This window comes from Burkholderia arboris, assembly GCF_038723655.1.
GTDB classification, from domain to species: domain Bacteria; phylum Pseudomonadota; class Gammaproteobacteria; order Burkholderiales; family Burkholderiaceae; genus Burkholderia; species Burkholderia arboris.
The window spans coordinates 415,490-432,853 of the sequence record NZ_CP109821.1 but is presented as its reverse complement, the minus strand read 5'-3'; the positions used below and the strand labels follow the sequence as shown (position 1 = coordinate 432,853).

Annotated in this window: 21 protein-coding genes, 1 tRNA gene and 1 pseudogene; 5 read left to right on the top strand and 18 right to left on the bottom strand. The window is 62.4% G+C overall.

Going from position 1 to position 17,364, the window contains the following annotated elements:
- The first annotated feature begins 35 nt into the window (after window positions 1-35).
- Window positions 36-1,118: a sensor histidine kinase gene (locus tag OHZ10_RS02105; protein WP_342703485.1), complete on the top strand. Its 1,083-nt coding sequence runs from the start codon at window positions 36-38 to the stop codon at window positions 1,116-1,118.
- Window position 1,119: 1 nt separating this feature from the next.
- On the top strand, window positions 1,120-1,854 hold the full coding sequence (locus OHZ10_RS02100) for a LytTR family DNA-binding domain-containing protein (RefSeq protein WP_342703483.1): 735 nt from the start codon (window positions 1,120-1,122) through the stop codon (window positions 1,852-1,854).
- Window positions 1,855-2,148: 294 nt separating this feature from the next.
- Here OHZ10_RS02100 and OHZ10_RS02095 read toward each other — a convergent pair whose 3' ends face one another.
- A complete protein-coding gene (locus OHZ10_RS02095; RefSeq protein ID WP_342703481.1) occupies window positions 2,149-2,346 on the bottom strand; it encodes a helix-turn-helix transcriptional regulator in 198 nt (65 codons plus the stop codon).
- A 131-nt stretch (window positions 2,347-2,477) separates the two neighbouring features.
- Here OHZ10_RS02095 and OHZ10_RS02090 point away from each other — a divergent pair, with 131 nt between their 5' ends.
- Both OHZ10_RS02090 and OHZ10_RS02085 read left to right on the top strand, forming a co-directional pair.
- A complete protein-coding gene (locus OHZ10_RS02090; protein ID WP_342703479.1) occupies window positions 2,478-3,902 on the top strand; it encodes a hypothetical protein in 1,425 nt (474 codons plus the stop codon).
- A gap of 347 nt (window positions 3,903-4,249) precedes the next feature.
- A complete protein-coding gene (locus OHZ10_RS02085) occupies window positions 4,250-4,486 on the top strand; it encodes a hypothetical protein (protein ID WP_342703478.1) in 237 nt (78 codons plus the stop codon).
- A gap of 557 nt (window positions 4,487-5,043) precedes the next feature.
- Here OHZ10_RS02085 and OHZ10_RS02080 read toward each other — a convergent pair.
- From OHZ10_RS02080 to OHZ10_RS02045, 8 genes and pseudogenes are all read right to left on the bottom strand, one after another.
- A pseudogene (locus OHZ10_RS02080) lies at window positions 5,044-5,289 on the bottom strand (helix-turn-helix domain-containing protein).
- Window positions 5,290-5,497: 208 nt separating this feature from the next.
- Window positions 5,498-5,573, bottom strand: a tRNA-Thr gene (locus OHZ10_RS02075).
- A gap of 19 nt (window positions 5,574-5,592) precedes the next feature.
- A complete protein-coding gene (locus tag OHZ10_RS02070; RefSeq protein WP_059236485.1) occupies window positions 5,593-6,111 on the bottom strand; it encodes a ClpXP protease specificity-enhancing factor in 519 nt (172 codons plus the stop codon).
- A gap of 71 nt (window positions 6,112-6,182) precedes the next feature.
- The gene (locus OHZ10_RS02065; RefSeq protein ID WP_006400565.1) at window positions 6,183-6,794 is read right to left on the bottom strand and encodes a glutathione S-transferase N-terminal domain-containing protein; all 612 of its coding nucleotides are present in this window, start codon (window positions 6,792-6,794) and stop codon (window positions 6,183-6,185) included.
- A 94-nt stretch (window positions 6,795-6,888) separates the two neighbouring features.
- On the bottom strand, window positions 6,889-7,647 hold the full coding sequence (locus tag OHZ10_RS02060) for a cytochrome c1 (protein ID WP_059236487.1): 759 nt from the start codon (window positions 7,645-7,647) through the stop codon (window positions 6,889-6,891).
- A gap of 21 nt (window positions 7,648-7,668) precedes the next feature.
- On the bottom strand, window positions 7,669-9,051 hold the full coding sequence (locus tag OHZ10_RS02055) for a cytochrome b (protein ID WP_256085492.1): 1,383 nt from the start codon (window positions 9,049-9,051) through the stop codon (window positions 7,669-7,671).
- The gene (petA, locus tag OHZ10_RS02050) at window positions 9,051-9,671 is read right to left on the bottom strand and encodes a ubiquinol-cytochrome c reductase iron-sulfur subunit (protein WP_059236490.1); all 621 of its coding nucleotides are present in this window, start codon (window positions 9,669-9,671) and stop codon (window positions 9,051-9,053) included. Before petA ends, OHZ10_RS02055 begins: the two co-directional genes overlap by 1 nt.
- A gap of 218 nt (window positions 9,672-9,889) precedes the next feature.
- The gene (locus OHZ10_RS02045) at window positions 9,890-10,636 is read right to left on the bottom strand and encodes a Nif3-like dinuclear metal center hexameric protein (protein ID WP_059236492.1); all 747 of its coding nucleotides are present in this window, start codon (window positions 10,634-10,636) and stop codon (window positions 9,890-9,892) included.
- A 21-nt stretch (window positions 10,637-10,657) separates the two neighbouring features.
- On the opposite strand from OHZ10_RS02045, the gene OHZ10_RS02040 reads away from it, so the two are divergent.
- A complete protein-coding gene (locus OHZ10_RS02040; protein WP_059236494.1) occupies window positions 10,658-11,863 on the top strand; it encodes a Do family serine endopeptidase in 1,206 nt (401 codons plus the stop codon).
- Between the two features lie 203 nt (window positions 11,864-12,066).
- Here OHZ10_RS02040 and tatC read toward each other — a convergent pair whose 3' ends face one another.
- From tatC to hisA, 9 genes are all read right to left on the bottom strand, one after another.
- Entirely contained in the window at window positions 12,067-12,855 is a 789-nt protein-coding gene (gene tatC, locus OHZ10_RS02035) for a twin-arginine translocase subunit TatC (protein ID WP_342703475.1), read from the bottom strand.
- Between the two features lie 41 nt (window positions 12,856-12,896).
- Complete coding sequence (gene tatB, locus OHZ10_RS02030; RefSeq protein WP_174993766.1) at window positions 12,897-13,427, bottom strand: Sec-independent protein translocase protein TatB; 531 nt, start codon at window positions 13,425-13,427, stop codon at window positions 12,897-12,899.
- Window positions 13,428-13,453: 26 nt separating this feature from the next.
- Window positions 13,454-13,684 carry a Sec-independent protein translocase subunit TatA gene (tatA, locus tag OHZ10_RS02025; protein WP_059232563.1) on the bottom strand — a complete coding sequence of 77 codons (231 nt, stop codon included), beginning with the start codon at window positions 13,682-13,684 and terminating at the stop codon, window positions 13,454-13,456.
- A 94-nt stretch (window positions 13,685-13,778) separates the two neighbouring features.
- Window positions 13,779-14,144 carry a histidine triad nucleotide-binding protein gene (locus OHZ10_RS02020; RefSeq protein ID WP_059232564.1) on the bottom strand — a complete coding sequence of 122 codons (366 nt, stop codon included), beginning with the start codon at window positions 14,142-14,144 and terminating at the stop codon, window positions 13,779-13,781.
- A 31-nt stretch (window positions 14,145-14,175) separates the two neighbouring features.
- Window positions 14,176-14,568: a DUF4870 family protein gene (locus OHZ10_RS02015; protein WP_059236499.1), complete on the bottom strand. Its 393-nt coding sequence runs from the start codon at window positions 14,566-14,568 to the stop codon at window positions 14,176-14,178.
- A 71-nt stretch (window positions 14,569-14,639) separates the two neighbouring features.
- On the bottom strand, window positions 14,640-15,005 hold the full coding sequence (locus OHZ10_RS02010; protein WP_059232565.1) for a phosphoribosyl-ATP diphosphatase: 366 nt from the start codon (window positions 15,003-15,005) through the stop codon (window positions 14,640-14,642).
- On the bottom strand, window positions 15,002-15,418 hold the full coding sequence (gene hisI, locus OHZ10_RS02005; RefSeq protein WP_059232566.1) for a phosphoribosyl-AMP cyclohydrolase: 417 nt from the start codon (window positions 15,416-15,418) through the stop codon (window positions 15,002-15,004). Before hisI ends, OHZ10_RS02010 begins: the two co-directional genes overlap by 4 nt.
- A complete protein-coding gene (gene hisF / locus OHZ10_RS02000) occupies window positions 15,418-16,191 on the bottom strand; it encodes an imidazole glycerol phosphate synthase subunit HisF (protein ID WP_006751800.1) in 774 nt (257 codons plus the stop codon). The genes hisI and hisF overlap by 1 nt, the downstream gene beginning before the upstream one ends.
- A gap of 105 nt (window positions 16,192-16,296) precedes the next feature.
- The gene (gene hisA, locus OHZ10_RS01995; RefSeq protein ID WP_059232567.1) at window positions 16,297-17,052 is read right to left on the bottom strand and encodes a 1-(5-phosphoribosyl)-5-[(5-phosphoribosylamino)methylideneamino]imidazole-4-carboxamide isomerase; all 756 of its coding nucleotides are present in this window, start codon (window positions 17,050-17,052) and stop codon (window positions 16,297-16,299) included.
- Between the last annotated feature and the right edge of the window lie 312 nt (window positions 17,053-17,364).

The following is a 17,364-nucleotide window of genomic DNA, read 5'->3' as shown; positions in this document are numbered from 1 at the left end:
CCATGCGTATCGCGCGCCCATACTCATCCGACACCATGCGAGCCACCTCCGACCCTTCGCCGATCCCGCCGCCTGCCGGCGCCGCGCCGCGGCTGCTGCGCGATCCGGTCGCGCTGCTCGCGTTCGCCTGCTTCAACTCGGTCGTCGGCCTGGGCTTCTGGGTCGTCCATGTCGGCGAACCGCTGCTGCCCTACGTCGTCGTCGCCAATACGATCGGTTTCTGCGCGCTGCTGCTCAGCCGCGCCGCCGACCGGCTGCTGCCGCGCAAGCCGGGGCTCGTGCTGAAGGCCGTCGTGATTGCACCGGTCAGCGTGTTCGCCGGCTTCGAGATCGCAGCGCTCATCGTCAACGGGAACGTGCCGCACGTGTTCGGGCACGCCCGCATCGGAACCTGGGACAACTACGGTCCGTCGTTCCTCGTGTCGGCCGTGCTGTTCGTCTGCGTGTCGCTGTTCCTGCAGTCGATGCGCATGCGCGCGACGCTCGAAACCGAGCGACGCGAAGCCGCCGAAGCACGCCAGGCCGAAACGGCCGCACGCCTTGCGCTGCTGCAGGCGCAGATCGAGCCGCACTTCCTGTTCAATACGCTCGCGAACGTGCAAAGCCTGATCGAGCGCGATCCGGCCCGTGCATCGACGATGCTCGACAGCCTGAACCGCTATCTGCGCGCCAGCCTGCGGCGCACGCGCGATGCGACGTCGACGCTCGGCGAGGAACTCGACCTCGTCGACGCGTTGCTGAAAATCGCGTCGATCCGGCTCGGCGAGCGGCTGTCCTATACGATCGACGTGCCGGCGGAGTTGCACGCGCTGCCGTTCTCGCCGCTGCTGTTGCAACCGCTCGTCGAGAATGCGCTGCTGCACGGGATCGAGCCGTCGATCGACGGCGGCGTGATCGTCATTCGCGGCAGGATGCGCGGCGACAGGCTCGAATTGAACGTGATCGACACGGGCGTCGGCCTCGGCCAGGGCGGCTCGAGCCTGCACGGCGGCGTCGGGCTCGCCAACGTTGCCGCGCGTATCCGCGCACTGCACGGCGAGCGCGGCCGCGTCGCCGTCGAAACGAACGCCAATGCCGCGCATGGCGTCACCGCCACCTTGCTGATTCCGATCGACTGACATGCCGACCGCCCTCATCGCCGACGACGAACCGAACCTGTCCGCCTCGCTCGCGCAGCGGTTGCGGCAGGTCTGGCCCGAACTGGAGATCGTCGCGATGCCGCGCAATGGCGTCGAAACGCTGGCCGCACTGAACGCGTCGCCGCGCCCGGACATTGCGTTTCTCGACATCCGGATGCCCGGCATCGACGGGCTGAAGCTCGCTGCGCTCGCGCCGGACGTGCATGTCGTGTTCGTCACGGCCTACGACGAATATGCGGTCGATGCGTTCGATCGCGCGGCAGTCGACTACCTGCTGAAACCGGTGACGGACGAGCGGCTGCTGCGCTGCATCGCGAAGCTTCAGCGCGGCGGGCCGGCCGTCGCGCATGCGGATGCGCTGGCGCTGGCAGCGCAAGCGCGAGATGCCGCGCCGATCCGCTGGCTGACCGTCGGCGTGAAGGACGCGACGCGGCTCGTGTCGGTCGACGACGTGCTGTACTTCCAGGCATCGGAGAAATACACGGAAATCGTCACGGCCAGCGAGCGGCTCGTGATTCGCACGCCGTTGAAGGAACTGATGCAGCGGCTCGATCCGGAGCGGTTCGCGCAGGTGCATCGCGGCGTGATCGTTGCGTACGCAGCGATCGATCGCGTCGAGCGCGACTTGCTGGGCAGGCTGCGGATTCGCGTGCACGGGCAGCGGGAGATGCTGCCGGTCAGTCGTGCGTATGCGGGGTTGTTCAGGCAGATGTGATCGGGGTTGGCCTGCGGCACGGCAACAATCCGCTCGACCGAAAAGCGCCCGCAGAAAAGACGAAGGGCCGGGAGAATCGATCTCCCGGCCCTTCGTTCAATATGGTGCCGGCTGCAGGACTCGAACCCGCCACCTGATGATTACAAATCAGGAAGAATTTACAATAATTTCAATGCTTTAGCTAATTTTCACGTTTCCAAAGTATGCTCTTCCACCCACTTCTCGGCCTTATCTGTCAAGGGCCGAGTTCGGATTGGAAACGCCTCGAAGCTCACGACTGGTACGAACCGAAATCTACCTGAGAGCACGAATCCAATCCTCGACGGCGGATTCGCGCCATGCCACAGCCCGCGCGTCTAGCTTGACACCAGCCGGAAATGTTCCTGCGCCAATCCCGCGATAGATCTCACTTTTGGACAAGCCAATGCGTGCGTGAACCTCTGCGAAGCGCAGCAGACGGTCCGGTTGTGGACTTTCGCACAGATCACTCATGCTATTTCTCCTAGTGAAATCTCGCGCGAGCATGAACGCTTGCAACGCTAAGACTACACACTATACTTTCTGAACTAACGAGACCGCCGGGAAAGGATCGGCGAAAATAATGAGCTTTGGGGGAAAAGCCGATGGCGCGCAACGGAAAAAAGAAGGGCTCGAAACCACTGGACAGAGCCGAATTAGAAGCCTTACTTCAAGCGCTCACGGGGCAGATGATACCGCTTTCGGAAAGCGCGCAATTGCTAGAGGACGTGGCGACTTCTATAACGAATGGGCATACGCTAGGCTATTCGCAATTCAATGAGCTGTTGCTGAGCGTTGGATACGATCGCGTGGATATCGCATTTTTTTATTTTCTTTGCGATCCGTCAACCAGCTTCGAGGAACAGGAAAATCCCCCGGAAATCTCGTCAGCCGATAATTTACGCAGCGGAATCAATTCCTTCCGCGAGCTTTCTTTGCTGCTGTTTGGCAACGTAAAGTATGGATTCAAGGTACTTTCGCGAGACCCCGACGCCCTGATATTCTGGGTTCACGAGTTTCGCATGGAGGAACCAGTCGAGCGATATAGCTTGAGGCACAATCAACTACTTCCTTTGCGAGATATAAAAAGCGACGACTGCTATTTATTAGGATACATATCCGGCGAAGCAATAGAACGTGAATTCAAAAACGACCCCACCAACCCTGAAGCCGCTCGACGGAAAGAGCATCGTGACAGAGTTGTTGAAAAAGGAAAATGGAACCATAACGTTTACCTGACCTCTGATCATCTGGATGTCTATATAGCAACGTCCATGCGAGACCGGCACGAATTTGTATTTGTGAATGAATTCCTGTCGCGCATTATTGATAAACCCTCGATATCGGACCTGAGGTTACGATTCTTTGACCCAACGCAAGCGTTTTGCCACGACCGGATCGATAAAGGGCTCGCCGAGGCTCTAATGTTGAAGCGTGCTCGGTGTACGGTATATTTGGCGCAAGAATCAGACACTCTCGGGAAAGATTCGGAGTTGGCATCTACACTCGCACAAGGCAAACCCGTTATCGCCTTTATTCCAAAAATGAGTGATAAATTTTGGAATTATCTCTACAAGACGTTTAAAACAATAAATCCCCAAAAAAGCGAGGAGCAAATTCTACTGAATTTTCTTCAGATATATAAACCGGCTGCAGCGTGGGAAGATGATGACATCAAGGGCCACCTGTCTGGAACTCGATCATTGCCCTTGAAATCCCTGAGACAAAGGGCCAGAGATGCTGTGGAGGCGCACTACAATAAGCGTGCCGCAGTTCTGAAGGACTCACATCCACTAGGCCTGCAAACAAACCTAGAAACTGGCGTCGCAAATGGCGTCTTGGTTTGCAGGGAAATAAGTGTGTGTGCCGAGCTTATTCGGCGCATCGTACTTAACAAGATGCAATTTTATGTCGAAGACAGAGACGGATATGTACTACTCCGCGAAAAACTTACCAATAGCATCTTCCGCGTTATGACAGGCGATCGTCTTCTGACCAACAGTTTTTGGAACTTCTATAATGCAGGTTGACCTTCCAAGAGGTCAAGTCACCACGTGGAGAAGAAAATGTCGCAAAGATCAGGTCGCTCGAAAGGTTCAATCTACGATACGTTGTTTGTGAAGCAGATGGTTCGTGCGACCAAAAACGACTCCTCGATCCATCAAAGCAGACTCAACGTGCTGGACGCGTCCCAACATCGCCGCAGTGGCTCGTCCACTGGCATCACGCCGTCCGACGTCGTTGCGATGCTGAGAAAGGGGCGCAAGTAAGGCAAGTTGAGTGTAGAAGGGCCCATGCACAACGCTTAGGAAAACGGCGACGAGGGCCGCGATTTTTCGCGGGTACGATCGATGGTTTAGCTTTGATGGGATTAACAATGACCCTACTCGATCGTGTCCTGGCTCACACCGCCGCAACGAAGCGCCGCGAGTTCGCTCGCCTCAACACCCCAATTCACTACGCCGGCCCAAACGGCGACGAGTATCAGCACCGAAATGTGCGCGAACTCGACGACGACGTCGACATGCTTCTGCTCATCAGTCCGTATCTCGACCGCGAGACCGGTCGATTGATTCGCTGCCTTGCTGACATCGACGCAGCCCCAGCGACCTGATCGCGCCACGCACGGCCGCTTGTCGAAAGCGCACACGACAACCGACTATCCCCATTCGCCGCTCGCGCAGCCGGCTGGCACTCGGGGGACGGGCTCTTACCGCACGAAGTCGGCGCCGCGTGAGATATCGATTATGGCCGATGGGTCCAGGACAAGCTAAGAATCGCCGAGACTGCATAACCAAGACGCATAAAACTGCATAGAAGAATCAGCCCGCCCATCGCCGCGACGCCCGTGCTGGCCGGGCCTGAGCGAGCGGTGCATACGTGCATAAAAACCACTCGTTTTTGCGGGCAGGTGGGGCGGGGCTACAACTGCGCGCGCCAGGTCCGAATCAGCCCGCCCTAGGGTCGAGCCGACCCCAAGGCTGCCCCTGCCACGCGCGCACAGCCCCGCCACGGGCCTGCTGCGCGCTGCCCCACCGGGGCCGGGCGATGCGGACCAGCGACCGACCGCTCTGAGGGCGCGTGAACCCGCCGACCCCGTGCATGGATACAGGCGAAAAAAGCCGCCCAGCACCGAAGTCCCAGGCGGCTCTCTGCTGCGCCAACCACTCGTCAGCCGTCAACCTGCGCGTCCGTGATGCCGAGCGCGGCAGCGATCTTCTCGCGCGTCGACTTGCGCAGCTTCTCGCTGCTCTCCTGTTGAGCGTAGGCGGACTAGCTGATGCCGAGTCGCGTCGCGACTTCGACCTGCGTCAGCCCGAGATATTCGCGCCACGCGCGCACGGGCGTCGCCCCGTCGACCGTTGCGCTGACAACTTCATGAGGAATCAGATCGCGATCTTCTCGGCGCTGCGTCATGTGTTACTCGTAGGGGATCGTCATGAGGGCTTGCACTCATTCCGGCCCGCCGACTTGCTTTGCGACAAGACGAACCCTTGCTTGAAGAAACGCTACGTACACAGCACGTAGCTGAACAAGCCTGTTCGCCAATGCAGATTGGAAATGCCGAGGGGGTATTGGAAACGCGAAGGGGCTACGCAAACATCGCGTAACCCCTTGCTAAATATGGTGCCGGCTGCAGGACTCGAACCCGCCACCTGATGATTACAAATCAACTGCTCTACCAGATGAGCTAAGCCGGCGTAAGCGCGAGATTCTACCTCATTTCACGATCTTGAGGCGAGGTCTGCTGCCGCCTTTCGAGCCGTCGCCGTCAGTTTTCGGCGGTTCGTCGGCACCTTCGGACGGTTCCTCGTTCGCGCCGCTGTCGGCGACCGGCGTCAACGGCGACGCAGGCTCGTCACGCTGCACGTCTTCGGTTGGCGTTTCTTCGTCGAACGCACCCGAATCCGCACCCTCGCCCGCGACCGCATCGACCTGGAACGCCATGCCCTGCCCGTTCTCGCGCGCATAGATCGCGAGCACGTTGGCCACCGGAATCTCGATCTTGTGCGCCTTCCCGGAGAACCGGGCCGTGAACTCGATCCACTCGTTGCCCATCTGCAACTGGCTCGTCGCCTCGAAGCTGATGTTGAGCACGATCTCGCCGTCACGCACGAACTGACGCGGCACGCGCGTCGAGTTGTCGACTCTCACCGCGATGTGCGGCGTGTAACCGTTATCGGTGCACCACTCGTACAACGCACGCAGCAGATAAGGCTTCGTTGAAATCTCTTGCATCACAATCCTCGAACCCGGAGCGGGCGCGCGGCACGCCGCGCCACCCGCTCCGTCTTGCCTTCATTGCATCATCAACGACGCATGACCTTTTCGGACGGCGTCAGTGCTTCGATGTAGGCCGGACGGCTGAAGATCCGTTCGGCGTACTTCATCAGCGGCGCGGCGTTCTTCGACAGCTCGATGCCGTAGTGATCCAGGCGCCACAGCAGCGGTGCGATCGCGACGTCGAGCATCGAGAACTCTTCGCCGAGCATGTACTTGTTCTTCACGAAGATCGGCGCGAGCTGCGTCAGGCGATCGCGGATCGCAAGGCGTGCCTTCTCGTGATTCTTCTCTGCTGCCTTGCCCTTCTCGTTTTCGAGCGTGCTGACGTGGACGAACAGCTCCTTCTCGAAGTTGAGCAGGAACAGGCGCGCACGTGCGCGTTGCACCGGGTCAGCCGGCATCAGCTGCGGATGCGGGAAGCGCTCGTCGATGTACTCGTTGATGATGTTCGATTCGTACAGGATCAGGTCGCGCTCGACCAGGATCGGCACTTGACCGTACGGGTTCATCACCGAAATGTCTTCCGGCTTGTTGAACAGGTCGACGTCGCGGATTTCGAAGTCCATGCCCTTCTCGAACAGCACCAGCCGGCAACGCTGGGAGAACGGGCAAGTTGTGCCGGAATACAGAACCATCATATTTGCATTTCCTCAAAAAAGCCGAGGGCCGGCACGCGGCGGAGGCCCTTTCACGGGTTCCGCCTTGCGCCGGCCCCACGCCGGTCAGGCGTGTTTACTTGATATCTTTCCAGTACGCGGCATTGAGCCGCCAGGCCAGGAAAGTCAGGACACCGAGAAAGATCAGCACCCACACGCCGAGGCGTTTGCGGGTCTGCTGGGCCGGCTCGGACATCCATGTCATATAGGCCACCAGGTCGGCAACCGCAGCATCATAGTCGGGCGACGAGAGCGTCCCCGGCGTGACCTGCTGGAAGCCGACGAGCGTGTGGACCTTCTCGCCCGTCTCCTCGTCCGTCTTGTCTTCGAATTTGGCAATGCGCTGCCCCTGCAGCTGCCACAACACATGGGGCATGCCGACGTTCTCGAACACCGCGTTGTTCCAGCCGGTCGGCCGTGTATCGTCGCGATAGAAACTCCGCAGATACGTATACAGCCAGTCGCGGCCGCGCGCGCGCTCTTCGACCGACAGGTCGGGCGGCGAGGTGCCGAGCCAGTTCTTCGCGTCTTCGGGCCGCATCGCGACGGACATCGTGTTCCCGACCTTGTCGGTCGTGAACAGGAGATTCGATTCGATCTCCTTCTGGGATATGCCCAGATCCGTCAGACGGTTGTAGCGCATCAGGTTCGCGCTGTGGCAGTTCAGGCAATAGTTTACAAACAATTGCGCGCCGTGCTGAAGCGAAACGAGATTTTCCGTGTTATCGGGCGCCCGGTCGAGCGGAAAATTACCTTCCGCCCGCACGGCCGGCGCCACCAGCAGCGCACACGCGGTCGCCCCGATCAGCGCGAGTGTCGAAAGCAGTTTCTTCATGTCGTTCTCTCCTCGCTCACGTTAATGGGGCTTGAAGCTCACCCGCTCCGGCGGCTGCTTGAACGTGCCAAGCGGCGTCCAGACGGGCATGCCGAGGAAGAACGCGAAGTAGATCAGCGCGCAAGCCTGCGCGATCAGCGTCGCCGCCGGCGATGGCGGCCGCGTGCCGAGGAACGCGAGGGTCAGGAACGCCGCGACGAAGATCCCGAGGAACACCTTGTGGAACAGCGGCCGGTAGCGGATCGACTTCACCGGGCTGCGGTCGAGCCACGGCAGGAAGAACAGCGTGATCACCGCCGAACCCATCACGACGACGCCCCAGAACTTCGACTCCGTCAGGTACATGAACACGACGATCGCCGCGGCCAGCACCGGCAGCCCGGCCTTCCACTTGCCGCGCGCCCGGATCAGCGCCAGCACGCCGAGCAGCGCGATCACGATCATCAGCACGATCTTGAACGGGTCGGTGGTCGCGCGCAGCATCGCGTAGAACGCGGTGAAGTACCAGACCGGCGCGATCTCGGGCGGCGTCTGCAGCGGGTTCGCCGGGACGAAGTTGTTCGCCTCGAGGAAGTAGCCGCCCATCTCCGGCGAGAAGAACACGATCAGCGCGAACACCATCAGGAACACGCACACGCCGAGGAAATCGTGCACCGAGTAATACGGATGGAACGGGATGCCGTCGAGCGGGATGCCGTTCTCGTCCTTCTTCGCCTTGATCTCGATACCGTCCGGGTTATTTGACCCCACTTCGTGCAGCGCAACGAGGTGCGCGACCACGAGGCCGACCAGCACGAGCGGAATCGCGATCACGTGGAACGCGAAGAAGCGGTTCAGCGTGACGTCGGACACGACATAGTCGCCGCGAATCCACAGTGACAGGTCCGGGCCGACGAACGGGATCGCCGAGAACAGGTTCACGATCACCTGCGCGCCCCAGAACGACATCTGGCCCCACGGCAGCAGGTAGCCGAAGAACGCCTCGGCCATCAGGCACAGAAAGATCGCGCAACCGAAGATCCACACGAGCTCGCGCGGCTTGCGGTACGACCCGTACAGCAGGCCGCGAAACATGTGCAGGTAGACGACCACGAAGAACATCGATGCACCGGTCGAGTGCATGTAGCGGATCAGCCAGCCCCACGGCACCTCGCGCATGATGTACTCGACCGACGCGAACGCGAGCGTCGAGTCGGGCTTGTAGTTCATCGTCAGGAAGATGCCCGTGACGATCTGGTTGACCAGAACCAGCAGCGCGAGGGAGCCGAAGAAGTACCAGAAGTTGAAGTTCTTCGGCGCGTAGTACTCGGAAACGTGCTTCTTCCAGGTGGACGTGAGCGGGAAGCGCTGGTCGATCCAGCCGGTGAGACCTGTCGTGGAGACTTCTTTGTTGTCGGCAGCCATCACGCTTCTCCTTTCTCGTCCTTGCCGATCACGAGGGTCGTCGCCGACGTGAACATGTAGGGCGGGATGTCGAGATTCTGAGGCGCCGGCTTGTTCTTGAACACACGGCCGGCGAGGTCGTAGGTCGAACCGTGGCACGGGCACAGGAAACCGCCCGGCCAGTCGTCCGGCAGGTTCGGCTGCGGACCAGGCGTGAAGCGTTGGCTAGGCGTGCAGCCGAGGTGCGTACACACGGCCATCACGACGAGAATGTTCTTGCGATCGGCCCGCGAGCGATATTCGTTGGCGCAATACGCGGGCAACGGCATCGAATACGGGGATTTCGTGGTCGGATCGGCCACTTCCTTGTCGGCCTTGACCACGTCGGACAGCATCGAATCGGTGCGGTTCAGGATCCAGACGGGTTTGCCGCGCCACGGCACGGTGACCATTTCGCCGGGCTTCAGGCCGCTGATATCGACCTCGACCGGTGCACCGGCCGCCTTCGCTTTCGCGGACGGCGCCAGCGACGCCGCGAAAGGTATAACGGTGGCTACGCCTCCTACGCCACCTGCTACGGATGTCGCAATCAGCCAGGTACGGCGGCCGCTGTCGACGCGTTTCTCTTCCTTGTCTCGCATCACACGCCCCACTTCTGAGTTGGATTTTCCGTCACGACTTTCCATTCCGCCGCTAGTTTGCTCGAATGGAGTCGCCATTTACAAGGCCCGGAGATGAAAATCCCTTCGAAGTGATTGATAGTTAAGGGTTATCCCCCACTATCGGAGCGATTAAATCATTTCGCTTTTAAGCGAACGCTTCATTGTGAAATTTCGATGCACCGCCGCAAATCCGCCGTTCAGACCGGGTTATGGATATCGATAAAAAGGTGTTCGAGATCGAATTCTTCGGACAAGTGGGCGCCAAGTGCCTGGATTCCGTAACGTTCGGTCGCATGGTGCCCCGCCGCAACGAACGCGACGCCGCTCTCGGCCGCCGTGTGCGTCACGTATTCGGACACCTCGCCGGTCAGGTACACGTCCGCGCCGGCGTCGATCGCCGCGTCGAAATAACTCTGCGCGGCGCCCGTGCACCACGCGATGCGGCGCAGTTGCATCTCCGGGTCGCCGAGCACGAGCGGCGTGCGGCCGAGCGTGCGCTCGACCTTCGCGACGAAGTGCTCGAGCGTGACGGGCATCGGCAGCGTCGCCATCCAGCCGAGATCGCCTTCGCCGAAACGCTGCTCGCCGATCAGCCCGAGCTTGTCGCCGAGCTGCGCGTTGTTGCCGAATTCGGGATGCGCGTCGAGCGGCAGGTGGAACGCGAACAGGTTCAGGTCGTTCGCGAGCAGCAGCTTCAGGCGCTGGTACTTGCGGCCCGTGATCTGCGGCGCCTCGTTGCGCCAGAAATAGCCGTGATGGACGAGCACGGCATCTGCCCCCCATTCGAGCGCCGCCTCGAGGAACGCGACCGACGCCGTCACGCCGGTGGCGATCTTCTCGATCTTGCGGCGCCCCTCGACCTGGAGGCCGTTCGGGCAATAGTCCTTGAAGCGCGCGGTTTCAAGGGTATTGTTCAAGTACAATTCAAGTTCGATCCGATCCATATAAACCTCTAATCCATTCAGATGCTTAGACGCTTCTGGCTGTTCTTCGCGCAGGCGGTTACCGTGCTGCTCGCGCTGATGTTCATCGTCGTGACGCTCAAGCCGCAATGGCTGCAACGGCAAGGACAGCTCGGCAAGCAGCTCGCCACGCCGATCGTTGCGCTGCGGGAAGTCGCGCCGGGCATCGGCGGCGCACCGGCGACCACGTCGTACGCCGAAGCTGCGCAGAAGGCGATGCCGGCCGTCGTCAACGTGTTCTCCAGCAAGGACGGCTCGCTGCCGCCCGACCCGCGCGCAAAAGATCCGCTGTTCCGCTACTTCTTCGGCGACCGCAACGCCCGCAAGCAGCAGGACGAACCGGCAGCCAACCTTGGCTCGGGCGTTATCGTGAGCCCTGAAGGTTACATTCTAACGAACCAGCACGTCGTGGACGGCGCCGACCAGATCGAAGTCGCGCTCGCCGACGGCCGCACGGCCACCGCGAAGGTGATCGGCAGCGATCCCGAGACCGATCTCGCCGTGCTGAAGATCAACATGACGAACCTGCCGACGATCACGCTCGGCCGCTCCGACCAGTCGCGGGTCGGCGACGTCGTGCTCGCGATCGGCAACCCGTTCGGCGTCGGCCAGACGGTCACGATGGGGATCATCAGCGCGCTCGGCCGCAATCACCTCGGCATCAACACGTTCGAGAACTTCATCCAGACCGATGCGCCGATCAACCCCGGCAACTCGGGCGGCGCGCTGGTCGACGTGAACGGCAACCTGCTCGGGATCAACACGGCGATCTATTCGCGCTCGGGCGGCTCGCTCGGCATCGGCTTCGCGATTCCCGTGTCGACCGCGCGCACGGTGCTCGAAAGCATCATCACGACGGGCTCGGTCACGCGCGGCTGGATCGGCGTCGAGCCGCAGGACGTCACGCCGGAGATCGCCGAGTCGTTCGGGCTCCAGCAGAAATCGGGCGCGATCGTCGCGGGCGTGCTGCAGGGCGGCCCGGCCGACAAGGCCGGCATCAAGCCGGGCGATATCCTCGTGAGTGTGAACGGCGAGGAGATCACCGACACGACGAAGCTGCTGAACACCGTCGCGCAGATCAAGCCCGGCACGCCGACCAAGGTGCACGTCGTGCGCAAGGGCAAGGAGCTGGACGTGAACGTCGTGATCGGCAAGCGCCCGCCGCCGCCGAAGCAGGCGCTCGACGAGCAGGACAGCGATACCGAATGAGGGTCGACAGACGGGCGGCGCGACACCACGCGCGTTGCCGTCGGTGGAAATGAAAAAGGGCAGCCGGTCGGCTGCCCTTTTGCTTTGCGTCGATCGATTCGCGTTGCCGGGAACGTGGTCACACCACACGCTTGGCGGCTGACGGCGCCGCCGGGCCGCTCAGGCCTGACCGGAAGGCCAGCCCGCCACCCGGCGCGCCGCCGTCAACTCGCGGCTTCGCCGTTCCCCGCCTCGCTCTCTTCGGCCGGCTTCTTCGGCACGAAGAACCGCGCGGCCAGCAGCCCGATCTCGAACAGCACGATCAGCGGCAGCGCGAGCATCAGTTGCGAGAACACGTCCGGCGGCGTGACGACCGCCGCGACCACGAATGCGCCGACGATCACGTAGGGCCGCATCTCCTTCAGCTTCTTCAAGGACAGCACACCCATCCGGACGAGCAGCACGACGACGATCGGCACCTCGAATGTCGCCCCGAACGCGATGAACATCCCGAGCACGAAGCTCAGGTAGTTGTCGATGTCGGTCGTCATCTCGGCCCCGAGCGGCGCGTTGTAGTGCGCCATCACGCGGAAGATCGTCGGGAACACGAGGAAGTACGCAAATGCCATCCCGCACAGGAACAGCACGTAGCTGCTGCCGACGAGCGGCGTGACGAGCTTCTTCTCGTGCTGGTACAGCCCCGGCGCGATAAACGCCCAGATCTGGTACAGCACGACCGGCAGCGCGATCACGAGCGCGACGAGCATCGTGACTTTCATCGGCACGAAGAACGAGCCGGTGACGTCGGTGACGATCATCTTGCCGTCTTTCGGCAGGTTCTCCATCAGCGGCCGCGCGAGCAGCCGGAAGATGTCGGGCGCCCAGTAGACGAGCCCGAGGAACACGACGATCACGGCCAGGCCCGCGCGAATGATGCGATCGCGAAGCTCGACGAGATGGGAAATGAAGGTTTCTTCCGGGGCGTCGCCCGGGTTCTGCTGGGGGTCGCTCACGCCGGCCCTCGGTAGGATTGACGAGCGAGCATGCGCTCGGCTCAGAAGAAGCGCGTCGGCCGGCGCAGGCTGGCCGGCTGGTGGCGCGCGACACGCGCGGCGCCCGACTGCACATGCGTACGGCGGGTGGTCGTGCGTTTGTACCAGACAGGCGTCGCCGCCTGCTTCACGCGCCAGTTGCGGCGCTTCGGCGCAAGCGCGGCCGTACTGCCGCGCCACGACGGCGCCGCAGGGGCGCCGGAACCGTAGGACCCGGCGTCGCCGGAAGCCCCGTCAAGGCCGCCGACCGCGGAATGCCACGTGTCGTTCAGGTCTTTCTCGTGCTCGCGCAGGTTGTCGTGAATCGTCGTCTCGACATTGCGCGCGGCCGATTCGAAATCGGTTTTCATCGTCCGCAACGCGTCGAGTTCGATTTCGCGCGAGACCTCGGCCTTCACGTCGTTGATGTACCGCTGCGCACGGCCGAACAGCGCGCCTGCCGTACGCGCGACGCGCGGCAGGCGCTCGGGGCCGAGCACCACGAGTGCGACGACGCCGATCAGCGCCATCTTGGAAAGACCGAGATCCAGCATCGCGAATGCCTGTCAGCGTGCCGGCGTTACGCCTTGTTCGAATCGGAACGCGTCGTTTCCTTCGCGTTGACGTCGACCGAGCCCGTGCGCGGCAGTTGCTGCGCGTCGGCCGGCGTTTCGCCTTCCTTCATGCCGTCCTTGAAACCCTTCACGGCGCTGCCGAGATCGTTGCCGATGTTGCGCAGTTTCTTCGTACCGAATACCAGCGCGACGATCAGCAGCACGATCAGCCAGTGCCAAATGCTCAATCCACCCATGATGAAACCTCTCCTCAACCACGCCGCTACGCGGCGCAAATCGCCGGCGACGCGCCGGCTTCGACTATCGGATGCGGGGAAACGCCCCGCGTCGTCAACCCATCCGCTGCCAGGGGCGCGGGCCGGCCAGGATATGCGCGTGCAGGTGGTATACCTCCTGCCCGCCACCCGGACCCGTATTGATCACCGTGCGAAAACCGGTTTCGCCGCCCGTATACGCGACGCCGAGCTGGTCGGCAAGACGCGCGACAAGCAGCATCAGCCGGCCGAGCATCGGCGCATCGGCCTCGCCCGCCGCCGACAGCGTCGGCAGATGCTGGCGCGGAATCACGAGCACGTGCGTCTCGGCCGCCGGGCGGATGTCGCGGAACGCGACGAATTCGTCGTCCTCGTGCACTTTCGTGCTCGGGATCTCGCCTGCCGCGATCTTGCAGAACAGGCAATTCGGATCGTGACTCATGTTGCTCCTGCAGACACCCGCGCGCGGCCGGTCAGAACCACGCCTGCGGATCGAGCGTCTTGTTGTCGTTCAGGTACAGCCAACCCTTGATGATACGGTACAGCGTCCAGATCCATGTGACAAACATCACTGCAAATCCGATCACCACGAACGCCAGCGCGAACCCGATCACGTAAGCGATCAGCGCGCGCCAGAACGTGCGGATCTGCCACTCGAAGTGATCGGCGTACGGCGTGCCGGCCACATCGCCACGCTTCACGTAGTTGATGATGATCGCGATGATGCCCGTGACGCCGCCCGTCAGCCAGTGAAATGCATAAAGGCCGTAGAGCACGTGAGTCAGCGTGCGCAGCCCGTTCAGGCGCTCGGCATCCGCCGCCCCCGGCACCGCAGGCGTCGGAAACTGGTTCGACGTATCGTTCATGATGCTACCCCCGTTAGATGACAATTCTTACAGCTTACCGCACTGTCGCCACCGCGGCGGGGCAACGCCTGTCACCCGCCGTTTTCCTCGCGCTCGCGGCGCTTGCGCAGCGCTTTTTCCTCGATGCCCGACAGGCCTTCGCGGCGCTCGAGTTCGGCGATCACGTCGGCCGGGCTCAGGTCGAAGTGCGACAGCATCACGAGGCAGTGGAACCACAGGTCGGCCACCTCGCTGACGAGCGCGGTCGGCGCGCCGCCCTGGCGCACGTCCTTCGCGGCCAGCACGACTTCCGTCGCCTCTTCGCCGATCTTCTTCAGCACGGCATCGTCGCCCTTGTGGAACAGGCGCGATACGTACGATTGGTCGGGGTCGCCGCCCTTGCGGCCATCGATCACGGCCGCGAGGCGCAGCAGCGTGTCTTGAGTCGATTGCGTCATTTGTAGATGTGTTCGGGATCTTTCAGCACCGGTTCGACCGTGACCCAGTCGCCGTGGTCGACGGTGCCTTCGAATTTCTGGAAGAAGCACGAATGCCGGCCGGTGTGGCATGCGATGCCCGACACCTGCTCGACCTTCAGCAGCACGACGTCCTCGTCGCAATCGAGCCGCACCTCGTGCACGTGCTGCACGTGGCCCGACTCCTCGCCCTTGAACCACAACCGCTTGCGCGAGCGCGAATAGTAGACCGCGCGCTGCGTCTCGATCGTCTTCGCGAGTGCCTCGCGGTTCATCCACGCGAACATCAGCACGTCGTTCGTCGACGCTTCCTGCGCGATCACCGGCACGAGGCCGTTGTCGTCCCAGCGGACCTTGTCGAGCCACGCGGGCAGGGATTTCGTTTCCGTATTCATCACAGCCTCACCGGGATGCCCTGGTCGGACATGAAGCGTTTCGCCTCGCCGACCGTGTGCTCGCCGTAGTGGAAGATGCTCGCGGCCAGCACTGCGTCGGCGCGGCCGTCCTTGATGCCGTCAGCCAGATGCTGCAGCGACCCGACGCCGCCCGATGCGATCACCGGCACGGGCACCGCGTCCGACACGCCGCGCGTGAGCGCGAGGTCGAAGCCCGACTTCGTGCCGTCGCGGTCCATGCTCGTGAGCAGGATCTCGCCCGCGCCGAGCTCGGCCATCTTGCGCGCCCATTCGATCGCGTCGAGGCCCGTGTTCTTGCGGCCGCCGTGCGTGAAGACTTCCCAGCGCGGCGTCTCGCCGTCGGCCGACACGCGCTTCGCGTCGATCGCGACGACGATGCACTGCGAGCCGTACTTGTCGGCCGCGTCGCGCACGAGCTGCGGGTTCGCGACCGCCGACGAATTCATGCTGACCTTGTCCGCGCCCGCGTTCAGCAGGCGCCGCACGTCCTCGACGGCACGCACGCCGCCGCCGACGGTCAGCGGAATGAACACCTGCGACGCGACGGCTTCGATGATCGGCAGGATCAGGTCGCGCTGGTCGGACGTCGCGGTGATGTCGAGGAACGTCAGTTCATCGGCACCCTGGTCGTCGTAGCGGCGGGCGATTTCGACGGGATCGCCGGCATCGCGCAGCTCGACGAAGTTGACGCCCTTGACGACACGCCCGGCTGTCACGTCCAGGCAGGGGATGATGCGTTTAGCTAGAGCCATGATGTTGCGCCAAATGCCGCGCTGGGACGGCCGGTTGCGGAAGCCTCGCGCGAGGCTTCCGGTCGGGGCCGCCTGCGGGCAGCCCCGGCGAACGGGACAACCGCGTTACGCGTTGTCGAGTTCGCCGTTCAGTTCGTCCGCGCGCTTTTGCGCGGCCGCGAAATCGAGATCGCCGGAGTAGATCGCGCGGCCGCAGATCACGCCTTCGACGCCGTGCTCTTCCACTTCGCACAGGTTCTCGATGTCCGTGAGGTTCGACAGGCCGCCGCTGGCGATCACCGGGATGCCGACCGCCTGCGCGAGCTTCACGGTCGCATCGATGTTGATGCCCTGCAGCATGCCGTCGCGGCCGATGTCCGTGTAGACGATCGATTCGACGCCGTAGTCCTCGAACTTCTTCGCGAGATCGATCACTTCGTGGCCGGTCAGCTTGCTCCAGCCATCGGTCGCGACCTTGCCGTCCTTCGCATCGAGGCCGACGATGATGCTGCCGGCGAACGCGGTGCACGCGTCCTGCAGGAAGCCCGGGTCCTTCACGGCCGCCGTGCCGATGATCACGTAGGACAGGCCCGCATCGAGGTACTTCTCGATCGTCTCGAGGCTGCGGATGCCGCCGCCGAGCTGTACGGGGATTTCATCGCCGACTTCGTCGAGGATCGCTTCGATCGCCTCGAGATTCTTCGGCTTGCCGGCGAATGCGCCGTTCAGGTCGACCAGATGGAGCCGCCGGGCGCCGAGATCAACCCACTTGCGGGCCATCGCCGCCGGGTCCTCGGAAAAAATCGTGGCCTGGTCCATATCGCCCTGTTTAAGGCGCACACACTGACCGTCTTTGAGATCGATGGCCGGAATCAGCAACATAGCAATCGGGTGTCGTCGTGGAAAAAGAAAAGAATCCGGCGCGTACCGGCCAATCCGGTACCGCGCCGTCTCGCTAGTTTAGTACAACTCTTTCGGCGCTTAGGGCCTGTTCCCGCCAATAACGGGCTTGCGAACGTGCGTTGCCGGTCGTCGTGCAACGAGTGAGGAGCGCCGTTTGGCCGAGCCAAACAAGCGACGATCGACGCCGCAATACGGCCGGCAACGCACGTTCCCGCAATTCAACAAAATCCTTCCTGGGGCTGGCCGCCAGAAGGCCGATCGCCGCGTCATACTCGTCGCGAATACGTCGAG

What these genes read in the sequence shown, in the direction of transcription:
- OHZ10_RS02040 (WP_059236494.1), top strand. Translation starts at nt 10,658, where the DNA reads ATGCTTAGACGCTTCTGGCTGTTCTTCGCGCAGGCGGTTACCGTGCTG.
- OHZ10_RS02010 (WP_059232565.1), bottom strand. Translation starts at nt 15,005, where the DNA reads ATGACGCAATCGACTCAAGACACGCTGCTGCGCCTCGCGGCCGTGATC.
- OHZ10_RS02085 (WP_342703478.1), top strand. Translation starts at nt 4,250, where the DNA reads ATGACCCTACTCGATCGTGTCCTGGCTCACACCGCCGCAACGAAGCGC.
- tatB (WP_174993766.1), bottom strand. Translation starts at nt 13,427, where the DNA reads ATGCTGGATCTCGGTCTTTCCAAGATGGCGCTGATCGGCGTCGTCGCA.
- tatA (WP_059232563.1), bottom strand. Translation starts at nt 13,684, where the DNA reads ATGGGTGGATTGAGCATTTGGCACTGGCTGATCGTGCTGCTGATCGTC.
- OHZ10_RS02090 (WP_342703479.1), top strand. Translation starts at nt 2,478, where the DNA reads ATGGCGCGCAACGGAAAAAAGAAGGGCTCGAAACCACTGGACAGAGCC.
- hisA (WP_059232567.1), bottom strand. Translation starts at nt 17,052, where the DNA reads ATGTTGCTGATTCCGGCCATCGATCTCAAAGACGGTCAGTGTGTGCGC.
- hisI (WP_059232566.1), bottom strand. Translation starts at nt 15,418, where the DNA reads ATGAATACGGAAACGAAATCCCTGCCCGCGTGGCTCGACAAGGTCCGC.
- hisF (WP_006751800.1), bottom strand. Translation starts at nt 16,191, where the DNA reads ATGGCTCTAGCTAAACGCATCATCCCCTGCCTGGACGTGACAGCCGGG.
- OHZ10_RS02095 (WP_342703481.1), bottom strand. Translation starts at nt 2,346, where the DNA reads ATGAGTGATCTGTGCGAAAGTCCACAACCGGACCGTCTGCTGCGCTTC.
- OHZ10_RS02045 (WP_059236492.1), bottom strand. Translation starts at nt 10,636, where the DNA reads ATGGATCGGATCGAACTTGAATTGTACTTGAACAATACCCTTGAAACC.
- OHZ10_RS02065 (WP_006400565.1), bottom strand. Translation starts at nt 6,794, where the DNA reads ATGATGGTTCTGTATTCCGGCACAACTTGCCCGTTCTCCCAGCGTTGC.
- petA (WP_059236490.1), bottom strand. Translation starts at nt 9,671, where the DNA reads ATGCGAGACAAGGAAGAGAAACGCGTCGACAGCGGCCGCCGTACCTGG.
- OHZ10_RS02060 (WP_059236487.1), bottom strand. Translation starts at nt 7,647, where the DNA reads ATGAAGAAACTGCTTTCGACACTCGCGCTGATCGGGGCGACCGCGTGT.
- OHZ10_RS02015 (WP_059236499.1), bottom strand. Translation starts at nt 14,568, where the DNA reads ATGAACGATACGTCGAACCAGTTTCCGACGCCTGCGGTGCCGGGGGCG.
- OHZ10_RS02100 (WP_342703483.1), top strand. Translation starts at nt 1,120, where the DNA reads ATGCCGACCGCCCTCATCGCCGACGACGAACCGAACCTGTCCGCCTCG.
- OHZ10_RS02070 (WP_059236485.1), bottom strand. Translation starts at nt 6,111, where the DNA reads ATGCAAGAGATTTCAACGAAGCCTTATCTGCTGCGTGCGTTGTACGAG.
- OHZ10_RS02020 (WP_059232564.1), bottom strand. Translation starts at nt 14,144, where the DNA reads ATGAGTCACGATCCGAATTGCCTGTTCTGCAAGATCGCGGCAGGCGAG.
- OHZ10_RS02105 (WP_342703485.1), top strand. Translation starts at nt 36, where the DNA reads ATGCGAGCCACCTCCGACCCTTCGCCGATCCCGCCGCCTGCCGGCGCC.
- OHZ10_RS02055 (WP_256085492.1), bottom strand. Translation starts at nt 9,051, where the DNA reads ATGGCTGCCGACAACAAAGAAGTCTCCACGACAGGTCTCACCGGCTGG.